The 13068-nt window shown below is 61.9% G+C and carries 11 protein-coding genes; 9 read left to right on the forward strand and 2 right to left on the reverse strand.

Annotated elements, in window-relative coordinates:
• Positions 1 to 49 precede the first annotated feature (49 nt).
• Genes JX25_RS13675 through JX25_RS13705 form a run of 7 tightly spaced genes read left to right on the forward strand, consistent with a single transcriptional unit; the run spans position 50 to position 5796 of the window.
• Positions 50 to 1414: an ABC transporter substrate-binding protein gene (locus JX25_RS13675; RefSeq protein ID WP_128255765.1), complete on the forward strand. Its 1365-nt coding sequence runs from the start codon at positions 50 to 52 to the stop codon at positions 1412 to 1414.
• On the forward strand, positions 1411 to 2397 hold the full coding sequence (locus JX25_RS13680; protein ID WP_128255664.1) for a carbohydrate ABC transporter permease: 987 nt from the start codon (positions 1411 to 1413) through the stop codon (positions 2395 to 2397). Before JX25_RS13675 ends, JX25_RS13680 begins: the two co-directional genes overlap by 4 nt.
• Before the next feature lies 1 nt (position 2398).
• The gene (locus JX25_RS13685) at positions 2399 to 3574 is read left to right on the forward strand and encodes a carbohydrate ABC transporter permease (RefSeq protein ID WP_128255665.1); all 1176 of its coding nucleotides are present in this window, start codon (positions 2399 to 2401) and stop codon (positions 3572 to 3574) included.
• A 4-nt stretch (positions 3575 to 3578) separates the two neighbouring features.
• Positions 3579 to 4661 (forward strand): ABC transporter ATP-binding protein, encoded by a 1083-nt coding sequence (locus JX25_RS13690; RefSeq protein ID WP_128255666.1) that lies wholly within the window; start codon positions 3579 to 3581, stop codon positions 4659 to 4661.
• 59 nt (positions 4662 to 4720) lie between these two features.
• Positions 4721 to 4951, forward strand: a complete 231-nt coding sequence (locus tag JX25_RS13695; protein ID WP_128255667.1) for a WGR domain-containing protein — start codon at positions 4721 to 4723, stop codon at positions 4949 to 4951.
• 39 nt (positions 4952 to 4990) lie between these two features.
• Positions 4991 to 5380 (forward strand): DUF202 domain-containing protein, encoded by a 390-nt coding sequence (locus JX25_RS13700; RefSeq protein ID WP_128255668.1) that lies wholly within the window; start codon positions 4991 to 4993, stop codon positions 5378 to 5380.
• Positions 5380 to 5796: an ion channel gene (locus JX25_RS13705; protein ID WP_128255669.1), complete on the forward strand. Its 417-nt coding sequence runs from the start codon at positions 5380 to 5382 to the stop codon at positions 5794 to 5796. The genes JX25_RS13700 and JX25_RS13705 overlap by 1 nt, the downstream gene beginning before the upstream one ends.
• A gap of 7 nt (positions 5797 to 5803) precedes the next feature.
• On the opposite strand, the gene JX25_RS13710 is transcribed toward JX25_RS13705, so the two are convergent.
• Complete coding sequence (locus tag JX25_RS13710) at positions 5804 to 8620, reverse strand: GAF domain-containing protein (RefSeq protein ID WP_128255670.1); 2817 nt, start codon at positions 8618 to 8620, stop codon at positions 5804 to 5806.
• A gap of 104 nt (positions 8621 to 8724) precedes the next feature.
• Entirely contained in the window at positions 8725 to 9624 is a 900-nt protein-coding gene (locus JX25_RS13715; RefSeq protein ID WP_164876164.1) for a DUF389 domain-containing protein, read from the reverse strand.
• Positions 9625 to 9781: 157 nt separating this feature from the next.
• Between JX25_RS13715 and JX25_RS13720 the strand changes: the two genes are divergently transcribed.
• Positions 9782 to 11407: an alpha-glucosidase gene (locus tag JX25_RS13720; protein ID WP_128255672.1), complete on the forward strand. Its 1626-nt coding sequence runs from the start codon at positions 9782 to 9784 to the stop codon at positions 11405 to 11407.
• Complete coding sequence (locus JX25_RS13725; RefSeq protein WP_128255673.1) at positions 11404 to 13068, forward strand: alpha-amylase family glycosyl hydrolase; 1665 nt, start codon at positions 11404 to 11406, stop codon at positions 13066 to 13068. Before JX25_RS13720 ends, JX25_RS13725 begins: the two co-directional genes overlap by 4 nt.

Raw genomic sequence — 13068 nt, forward strand, 5'->3', positions numbered from 1 at the left:
AAGGGAAAGGAGGCCCGCCGTGCGAAATCTGACGCTGCTATGTGCAGCCATGATCCTTGGCTCTGGAACAGCGAACGCACAGGACCTTCTGTTTCCACCCGGCGAGGACGACCGCTTCAGCTGGCAATCCTACGAGGAATTTGCGGCCAATAATGACCTGACAGGCCAAAGCGTCGCAATCGCGGGGCCATGGACGGCCGAGGATGAGGTAACGTTCCGCCGGGTCTTCGAATATTTCGAGGCGGCAACGGGTGCGACCGTTGTCTTTGCCGGATCCGACAGCTTCGAGCAGCAGATCGTGATCGACACCTCCTCGGGCTCTCCACCTGATATCGCGGTGTTTCCGCAGCCGGGGCTTGCACGGCAACTGGCCGGGCAAGGATTGTTGACGCCGCTGCCGGAGGACACAGCCGATTGGCTGCGCGAAAACTATGCCGCTGGCGAAAGCTGGGTGGATCTTGTGACATTCGAGGGGCCGGGCGGGCAAAGCCACGTTTACGGCTTCCCTTACAAGATCGACGTCAAGTCGCTGGTTTTCTATTCCCCCGAGAACTTCGCTGCGATGGGATACGAGATCCCGCACACGATGGAGGAGTTGAAGGCCCTGACGCAGCGCATCGCCGATGATGGCGGTGTGGCGTGGTGTATCGGCCTTGGTGCAGGATCAGCCACCGGATGGCCCGCCACCGATTGGGTCGAAGACCTGATGCTGCGCGTGAATGCCCCCGAGGTTTACGACCAGTGGGTCGCGCATGAAATCCCGTTCAACGATCCCCGCGTCGTTGCCGCGATCGAGGAGTTCGGCTGGTTTGTCAAGACGGATGCCTATGTCGATGGCGGCGCGGGCGGTGCCGGCTGGATTGATCACCGCGACAGCCCGACCGGCCTTTTTTCCATACCGCCGCGCTGTTTCATGATGCATCAGGCTTCCTTCATCGGTTCCTTCTTCCCGCCGCAAACCGAGTTTGGGCGCGATGTCGATTTCTTCTACATGCCGCCCTATGAAAGTCACCCGGAGCTTGGGCGGCCCGTTCTGGGTGCAGGCACGACTTTCGCCATCACGCGCGACACGCCGGTGGCGCAGGCATTCCTGCAATTCCTGCGCACCCCGCTGGCGCATGAAATCTGGATGGCGCAGACCGGTTTTCTGACGCCCCTGACCAGCGCCAACCTTGATGCTTATGGCGATCCGACACTGCGCGGCATGGGCGAGATTCTTGTGAACGCCGACACATTCCGCTTCGATGCCTCCGATCTGATGCCGGGGGCCATCGGGGCTGCCGCCTTCTGGACCGGCATGATCGACTTCGTGGCAGGCGACACCGCCGAGGAAGCTGCGACCATGATCGAACAGACATGGACCAGCCTTGCCCGCACCGGCGGGACCGAACCCGTGGAAGGGGCCGAAGAATGAACCAGATCCTTCTTGCCGCCATCACCATCGTCATCGGCGTTGTCGGTTGCCTTGCCTATTTCTGGCTTTCGAACATGCTGCTGGACCGGATGTTCCCGCCGCGGGGCAGCAATGCGGCACATAATCTGCGCGTTTCGGGGCGGATCAGGCCGTGGCTCTTTCTTGCGCCCGCGATCTTCTTCCTTGGGGTCTACCTTGTGTATCCTGTGTTCGGATCGCTTTGGCTTGCGGTTTCGCGCGGGGGCGACTTCATCGGGATGGATAATTTCATCTGGATGGTGAACGATCCCAAGTTCCGGGAAAGCCTGCTGAACAACCTGCTTTGGCTGATCTTCGTTCCCACCATGGCCACGCTGATCGGCCTGATCGCCGCGCAGTTGACTGACAGCATCAAGTGGGGCGCGATCGCCAAATCCCTGATCTTCATGCCCATGGCGATCAGCTTTGTCGGCGCGGCCGTCATCTGGAAGTTCATCTATGAATTCCGCGCCGAAGGGTTGGCCCAGATCGGCCTGCTGAATGCGTTCGTCACCTCGCTTGGGTTCGAGCCGCGGGCGTGGCTGACCCTGCCGGTCTGGAACACCTTCTTCCTTATGATCATCATGGTCTGGATGCAGGCAGGTTTTGCCATGGTGCTGCTGTCGGCCGCACTGCGCGGCATCCCGGACGAAACGATCGAAGCCGCGATCCTGGACGGCGCTTCCCCTTGGCAGGTGTTCTGGCGGGTGCAGGTACCGCAGATTTGGGGGACTATCGCCGTTGTCTGGACGACGATCACGATCATGGTGCTCAAGATCTTCGACATCGTCTTTGCCATCACGAACGGGCAATGGGGCACGCAGGTGCTGGCCAACATGATGTATGACTGGTCCTTCCGCGCGGGCGACTTCAACCGCGGTGCCGCCATCGCCATCGTCATCATGATTGCGGTTCTGCCCATCATGATCTGGAACATCCGCAATGCCAGCAGGGAAAGGGACTGAGATGGACAACATCGCAGGCAAGCGCGGACGGCTGACATGGGTGCTGAACATCGCCGTCTTCCTTCTGGTCCTGTTGTGGACGATCCCGACGATCGGGCTTCTCGTTTCCTCGTTCCGGGATGCGCAGCAGATCCAGACTTCGGGTTGGTGGACATCCCTGACCCCGCAAAAGGAAAGCTGGGCGGCCCGCACCGCAACGCCCGGCAGCGCCGCGCAGGATGGCGGGGCGTATGTGCTGGAAGGTAACGTCTTCGGCGACGACGCGGGCGAGGTGGTAGCCTTTGGCGTCACCCCCATGCAGCCAGAAGCCTTCGCGGCGGGCGAGACCGCCGATCATCCCGATGGCGGCACCCTGACGGTTGCGGCCGATGGCAGCTATCGCCTCACCTCACCCGAGCCGTTCGCCACGCCGGACGTGGTTGTGGGGGATACTGCGGGCGGTGCAGAGCCGCGCGGGCTGCGCATCTTCGTCACGTCTACCGAGCCGCCGGATTTCACGACCGGCAACTATGGAACGGTGCTGACGGCGGATGGGATGGGCCAGTCCTTCCTGAACACGCTGACAGTCTCGATTCCCGCGACAGTCATCCCGATTCTGGTGGCCGCCTATGCCGCTTATGCGCTTGCATGGATGAGCTTTCCAGGCCGCGCGCTTCTGGTTTCGGCGGTCGTGGGCTTGCTGGTTGTTCCGCTGCAACTTTCCCTGATCCCGCTGCTGCAGCTGCATAACAATATCGGCCTGGGCCGCGGCTATATCGGGGCGTGGCTGGCGCATACCGGCTTTGGCCTGCCGCTGGCGATCTATCTGCTGCGCAACTACATGGTGGGCCTGCCACGAGAGGTGATCGAAAGCGCCCGTGTCGATGGCGCGACGGATTTCGAGATTTTCCGCAAGATCATCCTTCCGCTGTCGCTTCCCGCCCTGGCTGCCTTTGGCATCTTCCAGTTCCTGTGGACGTGGAACGACCTGCTGGTGGCGAAGGTATTCCTTGGGACATCCGATACGCAGATGGTGATGACGGGCCGGATCGTTGAATTGCTGGGCAGCCGGGGCACCAACTGGGAACTTCTGACGGCTGCGGCCTTTATCTCGATGATCGTGCCGCTGATCGTTTTCTTTTTACTGCAAAAATACTTCGTGCGCGGCCTTCTCGCCGGCTCGGTCAAGGGGGGGTGAGGTCATGAGCAATCTGAAACTGACCGATGTTTCGAAATCCTATGGCGCAACGAACGTGCTGAAGAATATCGACCTTGATATCCAGCAGGGGGAACTGGTCGTCTTCGTGGGGCCGTCGGGTTGCGGCAAATCCACCCTGCTGCGGATGATCGCCGGGCTGGAAAAGATCACGGGCGGCACGCTGGAGATCGACGGGCAGGTGGTCAATGACACACCCCCTGCGCAGCGCGGCATCGCGATGGTGTTCCAATCCTATGCGCTTTATCCGCACATGACCGTGCGAGAGAACATGGCCTTCGCGCTGGAAATCGCCAAGGTGCCCAAGGCCGAGGCGCGGGCAAAGGTCGAGGCGGCAGCTGAGATGCTGCAACTCACCCCCTATCTGGATCGGCTGCCGAAGGCGCTTTCGGGCGGGCAGCGCCAGCGCGTCGCCATTGGGCGGGCGATCGTGCGCGATCCCAAGGTCTATCTGTTCGACGAACCGCTTTCCAACCTTGATGCCGCCCTGCGCGTGGCAACCCGGATCGAGATCGCGCAGCTGAAAGAGCGTATGCCCGACGCCACGATGGTCTATGTCACCCACGATCAGGTGGAAGCGATGACGCTGGCCAGCCGCATCGTGGTGCTGGCCGACAAGGGCATCAGCCAGGTTGGCACCCCGCTGGAGCTTTACGAGGCACCCAAGAACGAGTTTGTGGCGCAATTTATCGGCTCCCCCTCTATGAACCTGCTTCCGGGCAAGATCACCGCAACGGGAGAGCGGACGGAGGTGGCGCTGCATGGGGGCGGGGTGGCGATTTCCACCATTCCGACCCAGCACAGCGACATGGGCCGCGAAGTGAACATCGGCATCCGTCCCGAAGATTTCACGCCGACGGACGGGCCAGCGATCTATAGCGGCCATGTGGATTATGTTGAAGCCTTGGGCGAGGTGACGCTGCTTTACTTCGTGGCCGAGGGGGAGCGGCCCGGCGTGATCGCGAAACTGCCGGGTATCCACCGTGAGCGTCGCCGCAAGACGGTTGGGCTGACTGCCGATCCGGCGCGTGTTCACCTGTTTGCCAATGGCCAGTCGATGCGGCCCTGAAGACGCGGAGCGTTTGGCCTGCTATCATAAGCGCAGTTCCTGTCGTGATGGGGCCGGGCATGGATGTTTACCTCGAGAAAATCGACGCACGGCACAATTGTTGCCGGTTCTATTCCCTTCGCATCGAGAAGGACCTGTTCGCAGAGCACCTGCTTGTTGCGCAATGGGGGCGGATCGGTGGGCGGGGGCGCAGCATGATCAAGGGCTCTGGCCCGCTTGCAAGCTGCCAGCAACTGCGCGACAGGATAGTCGCGATCCGTGAAAGGCGTGGATATGTACAGCCTGCCTGACCGGTTGGCTGAGCCCTGACGCACCCTATGTTATCGAGGATGAGCGATAGCAGGCAGGACGGCCAACCGAAACTGGAAGCTGCGGAAGAACGAACCGACTGGGCAGAAGACCGGACGATCCTTGCCAATGAGCGGACATTCGGAAGCTGGATCCGGACCGGCCTTGTGACGGTGGCAATCGCGATCGGATTGCACGCCGTGTTTGGCGAGTTGCCGCAAAGGTGGCTTGCCCGCGGCACGGCCAGCCTGTTCCTCGCCTCTGCGATTTTCATCTTTCTTTCGGCGGCGCATCGTGCGGGGAAAACCCGGCGGCGCACGACAACCCATACCAGCGCCGTCCAGCCCCTGTGGCGGATGTGGATGTGGTTGCTGGCCATTACCCTGTCCTTCGGCACATTCGCCGTCGGCCTCGTGCTTTGGATGATCTGATGGCTATTCTGATCGGTTTCCTGCTTGTGGCGCTGATGGGCGCGGCCCATCATTTCGCGCTGGTCGGCCTGCACAAGGCGACGGCGGATGCGGGCAGGCGCCCCCACCGCGCGATCATCTCGGTTTTCGTCGGCCTTCTGGTGGTCCACCTGCTGGAGATATTGTTCTTTGCCGGCGCCTATAGCTTTCTTCTGGACTGGGACTGGATGGGCAGCCTGACCGGGTTCGACCACAGCTGGGACGGGCTTATCTACTTCTCGGGGATCAACTTCGCGACGCTTGGATATACGCAGATCGAGGCGACCGGACCGATCCGGATGGTGAACATGATGCAGTCGCTGGGCGGGTTCATGGTGCTGACATGGTCCGCGACGTTTATCTACAGCGTCTGGAAAAAGGCGTTGGAGGGGCTGTAAGGGCCTCTTAGGACTGCTGCACCTCGATCAGGGGGGCTCTGATATCGGCAACCACCCCCTCTGGATCGAACCGCAGGTCAACGCCGCCAGATCCCGCCAAGCCAAGCTGGATAAGCCGCGAACCAAAGCCCCTGCGTGCAGGCGCCAGAACCTTTGGGCCGCCGGTTTCCTGCCAGCGGATTACCAGATCACGATCTCCTTGCGCCACATCGTCAAGGCGCCACGAAACCACGACCACCCCCGCATCCGATGAAAGCGAGCCATATTTGACGGCATTGGTGGCCAATTCGTGCAGCAGCATGGACAGGGTCAGGGTGCTGCGCGGACCAAGATCAACCTCGGGGCCGCTGATCCGGATCCGCTCCGGCTCTGCAAGGGTGCCGAGAGTGGAGCTGATTGTCTCGCGGATTGATCCTGCTTCCCAGTGACGGTGCAAAAGCACGTCATGGGCGGTAGACAAGGCCTGAACGCGGCGAAGGAAATCCTGAAGCGCCGTCTTGTCGGTGGCCGACCGCAGCGTCTGCCCCGCGATAGCCTGCACCATCGACAGGCTGTTCTTCAACCGATGCGAAAGTTCATGGTTCAGCACGGCCTGTTCGGCTTCGGCGCGGGCGGTGGCCAAGGCTGCATAAAGCCGGTCGGCCACGCGCCGCATGAAATCTATCTCGCCCGCGGTCCACTCCCGCGGATCGGCATGATGCACGAAAAGTGCCCCCGTCAGCTCGCCCTTGTGGATTTGCGGCACGCTGATCTGCGCTGCAACCGAAATGGCGCGATAGCTTTCCAGATCCCCGTCAAGCGTGGGTTCCGTTTCGGCGTTGCGAAGCACAAGCGGCTCGCCGGTTTCAAGCCGCTCTGTCGTCTCGGCGAAGGCGGCCAATTCGTAGCTGCCATGCAGGCTGGGTACATCCCTGCCGATGCACTCGCCCGAGATGATGTATTGTCCCGCCCGTCGATCCACGGCGGCATAACCGGCCCGCGAGGCGCCAAGTGTCTCCAGCACAAGATGGCAGGCAATCTCGATCATCTCCTCTTGCGTGGAAGCGCCACGCACCCCGTTGCCCAGTGCCAGCAACGCCTCTTGCCGCAGCGCAGCGATCTTTTTTTCGGTGATGTCCTGGATGGTGCCGAACATGGAACGCACGTTGCCCTGGGGGTCGCTGATATATTCGGCGCGCCGCGACAACCAGCGAAGCTTGCCGTCGCTGGCACGGCGGATACGGTATTCGACATCCGTCGGGGCCGTCCCGTCCCGCCGCCGCCTATCGTCCGAGCGGAGGGCGCGGTCCTCTTCGACCACAAGATCCTCGAAGGCTTGGGCGGGAATCTCGACGTCGTCCGGAATGCCGAAAATCCGGCAAAACTCGGACGAGCCCATGATCATCCCCGTTTCTACATCAAGCTCGAACGTGCCGATGCCTCCTGCCGCCTGCGCAAGACGCGACCGTTGTTCGGCATCACGCAGCGCCCTCGCGTCGTCGGCGCGTTCACGAGCAACGGACAGGAAGCTGGCGATCGTCTGGAAAAACGACAGGGCCTCTTCATCGAAAGAGGTAACCTCGTCGCTGCCGAAAGAGATAACGCCGACGACATTGCGGCGCACGCAGATCGGAAACCCAGCATAGGCGCGCAGGCCCGTGGATTTCGCGATCTGGTAGCGCGGCTCGTTCGTGAGGTGCAGATCCGACAAGACCAACGGTTCGGCATGTTCAACAACGATCCCGCAAAGCGGAACGTCGAAAGGAACGTGCCGCAGTGCCATCTGCGTTTCCTCGCTGACGCCGACCGACTGGCGCAGCGCAAGATGCTTTCCGTCCTTGCACACATCGTAAAGATAGCATTGGTTGAAACCGATGGTGTCGGCCCCGCCTTCAAGGATCGGGCGCAGCGTGGCGGCAGGATCTTCGGCGGCCAGCAGTGCGCTGGAGGTTTGCGACAGGATCGCCAGACGTTGTGCCTGCCGCCTTGCACGCGTCCGGTCGCGCAGGATCTTCACATATCCGACGTGCTGGCCCGCATCATCCTTCAGGGGCATCATTTCACCCGAGGCGAAGAAGCGCGATCCGTCCTTGCGGACGTGCCAGCGTTCATCGGCCCCACGCCCGGCCTCGCGGGCGGCCTTCATCTCCAGTTCCGGAATGCCGACAGCGCGATCAACGGCGTTGAAGATCACTTCGGCAGTCTCGCCATGCATCTCCTCCTCGGTCCAGCCGAGGACGTTTTCCGCACCCCTGTTCCAGCCGGTGACCCGTCCCGCCAGATCAAGCGAGATGATCGCGTATTCGAGCGAGCTGTCGAAGACCTGCCTGTGATGCGCTTCCAGCCGCTGGGTGGTGGCAAGGGCCGCGCGAAGTTCCACTTGCGTCATGGCCTGCCGCGCCAGCAGGCGAAGGGTACGGATCTGGTGATCATCCAGCGTGCGCGGCTGGGTATCCAGAACACAGACCGTGCCGATGGGATAACCGTCCCGTGTTCGCAGAACGGCACCGGCGTAAAAGCGCAGCCCCCCTGCCTGCGTCACCAGCGGGTTGTTCTCGAACCGGGGATCTTCCAGGGCGTCCGAGACGACCATCATGTCTTCGGAGAAGATCGCCTTGCCGCAGAACGAGGTATCGAGCGGGGTTTCCCGCACGCCCAGACCCACTTCGGCCTTGAAGAACTGCCGTCCGGTATCAACGAAGTTGACCACGGCCATGGGTGTCTTGCACACCTCGGCCGCGATGGCGGCGATGTCGTCGAACTCTTCCTCCGGCGGGGTGTCCAGAATGCCCAGACGATGCAGGGCAGAAGAACGGGCAAGCTCGTCGGGCAGAAACGCAGGCATGTCAGGACTTGAAGAAGGCATCGGGGCTCGGCTCAACAGGTTTGCCCTTTTCCCATCTCTGCCGGACAGGGGCAAGGCGGGATGCGCTTCCCCGCGTCGGGCGATTACCGCCGGTGCCGCCGCCGCTTGGCCATGATCACCGCGCCACCCGCAAAGATCACGCAGGCGGCCTCGACAGCCCAGCGTCCCGCAGCATTCAGCATCATCTCGGTGTTTCCGGTGGCAAGGCCCATTCCGACCAGCGCCATGCTGGGAATAAGGGCAAGCGCCACCATGACCCCCGTTGCAAGGACCTTGAGGCGTGACGACACGATGATGCCACCGGCCACCCCCGCAAGGACTGAGGTTGCCAGCCCGTCGGCCTTGATGCTGGACCAGTAATTTGCCCAATATGCTTGCGCCAGATCTTCGGCACTCGTGCCGGTTGCGGCAAGTGCGACCGGCGTTGCAGCCGCTGCGGCAATGGCCAGGGCTGCATATCCCAATGCGGTGCTTCGCAGGCCGGCCCGGGTGCTGTGGCGGTCGCCGGCAATGCCGAAGACGATGCGCAACAGCGGCTCGAACCCCGGGGCGATCAGCATGGCGCCCACCACGACATGGATGGTATCGGACGCGATACCGAATGCCGCCACCGCCCCTGCCAGCGCCATAAGGGCAATGAAGTTGAACGACGGGTTCGTATCCTGCCGCATCATGGTGCCGATCTCTTCCCAGATCGCGTCGTTGCCTTCTTCGTTGATCGTGGCGGCGGCCTGGGCACGGATCGTGGCATTGGGCTCGGTGATCGATACCGCGCCCGCATGCAGGAGCCCAAGATCGCTGAGCATGTTGAGAATTTCCTCGCTGGCCTGATTGGCGGCCTCGATTACCACCACATCGCCCTCTGGCTGCTGGCCTGCGCCGCGTTGCAGCAGGATGCGGGCAATGCCTTCCTGCTTCTGCAGGCGCTCCAGCAGAAGTGCGCAATCGGCAGGGGAGCCGGTGAACTCGATCTGGCGTGACATCAAACCTCCTGGCACTGAAAGCAGCGTCGGGCCCAACGGCCAGAAGATGATGCTGTTCCACCTGCTGCTTGTAGCGCAGTCCCGTGCCGTGCTGTTTTGCATCGGAACCTTGCCCAGCCCGTCCCGTTGAAATCAAACACAGCAGGAAAGAGGCTTCATGTTTGATGCAACCTCGACGTCCGACTGGTGGAAGGGCGCGGTAATCTATCAAATCTATCCCCGCAGCTTTCAGGACACGACCGGCAATGGTGTCGGTGACCTGAAGGGGATCACCCAACGGCTGGATCATATTGCGGCGCTTGGCGCCGATGCGGTTTGGATTTCGCCCTTCGTGCGATCACCCATGCTCGATTTCGGGTATGACGTTTCCGATTATCAGGCGATCGATCCGCTGTTCGGCACCCTCGAGGATTTCCGGACGCTTCTGGACAAGGCCCATTCGCTGGGCCTGCGGGTCATCATGGACCAGGTGCTGTCGCACACCTCTGATCAGCATGCATGGTTTCTGGAAAGCCGCGAAGGGCGCGATAACCCGAAGTCCGACTGGTACATCTGGGTGGACGCGCGCCCCGATGGCAGCCCGCCAAACAACTGGCTTTCGGTTTTCGGCGGATCCTCGTGGCAGTGGGAACCGCGGCGCGGACAATATTACATGCACAACTTCCTGCGCCAGATGCCCGATCTGAATTATCACTGCCCCGAGGTGCAGGAGGCGGTGCTGGAAACGTGCCGTTTCTGGCTTGATCTGGGCGTCGATGGGTTCAGGCTGGATGTCTGCACCTTTTACGCGCACGATCCGAAGCTGCGGGACAATCCGCCCAACCCGAACATCCCGACGGGCGAGGCATTCCGCTTCAATCCTTATTCGCAGCAATTGCATGTGCATGATATTGGCCAGCCCGAAACAATCGCGTTTCTTGAGCGGCTTCGCGCATTGACCGACAGCTACGGCGACCGCGCCCTGCTGGGGGAGTTGCACGAGAATGATGCCGTCCGGATACACCGCGAATACACCACGGTGAAGCGGCTGCAACTTGCCTATGGCTACTCCCTTCTTGGCGCGCACGAGATCTCGCCAGGGATGCTGCGCGATGTTGCCCGCGATCTGGGGCATGAGGACGACAGCGGCTGGCCATGCTGGGCGCTGGACAACCACGACTTCGCCCGCGCCATCACGCGGCTGGGGGCCGAGGATCGTCCCGACGCGGTAACCGTCATCCTTGCGGCGCTGACCTGCCTGCGAGGGGCTACCTGCCTTTACCAGGGAAGCGAGCTGGGTCTGCCGCAGGCCGATCTTCCGCGCGAAAGCATCATCGACCCCTATGGCCGCGAATTCTGGCCGGCTTACAAAGGGCGCGACGGATCGCGCACGCCGATGCCGTGGGAGGCGGCGAAACCCCATGCCGGCTTCACGCCTGCCGAGCCGTGGCTGCCGGTCCTGTCATCGCATCGCGAGCGGGCGGTCGACGTGCAGCAGGGCCTTCCCGGTTCGACCCTGAACCGCATGAGGCAATTCCTGAACTGGCGGCGCAACGTCGATGCGCTGCGCGAAGGCGGGATGAGCTTCCTCGAGACGACCGAAAACATCCTCGCCTTTCGCCGCACGACCGAAAGCGAAACCGTTACCTGCATTTTCAACTTCGGCGGCGCCGACGAAACGTTCCTTCTGCCCGAGGCTGAAACCGGACCTGCGCTGGAAGGGCACGGCTTCGGGGCCATCCGCCAAGGGGATACGATCCATCTGCCCGCGTTCGGGGCGTTCTTTGCGGGACAACCCTCATGACGATGCAGCGCCCCCACCGTTATCGCCCACTGGCCCGCGATCCCGCCGAAGACTGGTGGCGCGGTGCCGCGATCTATCAGGTATATGTTCGCAGCTTCCGCGATACCAACGGCGACGGGATCGGCGATTTGTGCGGCGTGATCGAGGGGCTGGACCACATCGCCTCGCTTGGGGTGGATGCGATCTGGCTTTCCCCGATCTACAAATCGCCGCAGGTGGATTTTGGCTACGATATAACCGATTACCGCCTGATCGACCCCATCTTCGGCACGATGGAGGACTTTCTGACGCTGCTTGATGCGACCCATCAGAGGGGGCTGAAGCTGCTGATGGATTTCATTCCCTGCCACACCTCGGACCAGCATCCATGGTTTCGGGAAAGCCGGCAAAGCCGTGACAATCCGAAAGCCGACTGGTATGTCTGGGCCGACCGGTCGGTTGACGGAACTGCCCCGAACAACTGGCTGTCTTCGTTCGGCGGAACGGCATGGGAATGGGACCCGCGCCGCGCGCAGTATTACTACCACCCGTTCCTGGTCCAGCAGCCAGCCCTGAACCTGCATAACGACGAGGTGCTGGACCATCTGCTTTCGGAAATGCGGTTCTGGACGGATGCGGGTGTGGACGGTTTCCGGGTTGACGCCGCCCAATGCCTGACATGGGACCGCGACCTGCGATCGAACCCCCCGTTCGGGCGGGGGGACCCGAACGCCTTCATTGGTGGCGGCCCGACCAACCCCTTTGCTGCGCAAAGTCACATTTTCGACCGCAAGGCAGAGGGGATCGACCGTGTCCTGCGCCACTTCCGCCGGTTCGCAGATGATACCGACTGCATCTTCGTGGGCGAAATCTCGGATATCGATTCCGCCGCTGCCGCGCCTGAATTCACCGAGGAGGGCCGCAAGCTCCACGCCGTTTACGACTTCGGCCTGATCAACTGCCATCCGGACGTGGACAGCATCACCGCGCAGTTGACCCGGCGCGAGGAACTGCTTGGAAACGGCTGGATCTACAACGTTTTCACCAATCACGACAGCACGCGCGCCGTCAGCAACCTGACCTATTTCGCGGTGGACGAATATCGGGTGGAAGCAGCGAAGATGCTGTTGTTCATGCAAATGACGCTGAAGGGTGGCTGCGTGATCTATCAGGGGGAGGAGCTTGGGCTGCCACACCCCAAGCTGGAGTTCGAGCAGATCGTGGACCCCTGGGCCAAGGCATTCTGGCCGACATTCGAGGGACGGGACGGCGCGCGAACCCCCTTTCCATGGACGGACGGGAAAATTGGCGGCTTCAGCGACGCGGATCCGTGGCTGCCTATGCCGGATGTGCACCTGCCGCTGAATGCAAAGGCACAAGGGGATGATCCCCACTCCGTCATGTCGTTCGTCCGTGCGTTCACCAGATGGCGCAAGGATCAGGCTGTCCTGCTGTTGGGGGCAGAGATCATGTCCCGCGCGGAACGGGCGCCGATCATCACGTGGCGTCGTGTCTGGGGGGACCGGACCCTGCGCATCATCGTCAATTTCAGTACCGACATGGCTTTTATGCCCCTTGATCCGGAATGGCAGCTTGTGGATGCCCCGGGCTGTGCAACCCAGCGAAGCGATCATGGCGTCGGGTTGGGTCCGCTTGGCTTTGCCATCGCGGAGGAGCGGTAG

The organism is Falsirhodobacter deserti, from assembly GCF_004015795.1.
Taxonomy (GTDB): Bacteria; Pseudomonadota; Alphaproteobacteria; order Rhodobacterales; family Rhodobacteraceae; genus Falsirhodobacter; species Falsirhodobacter deserti.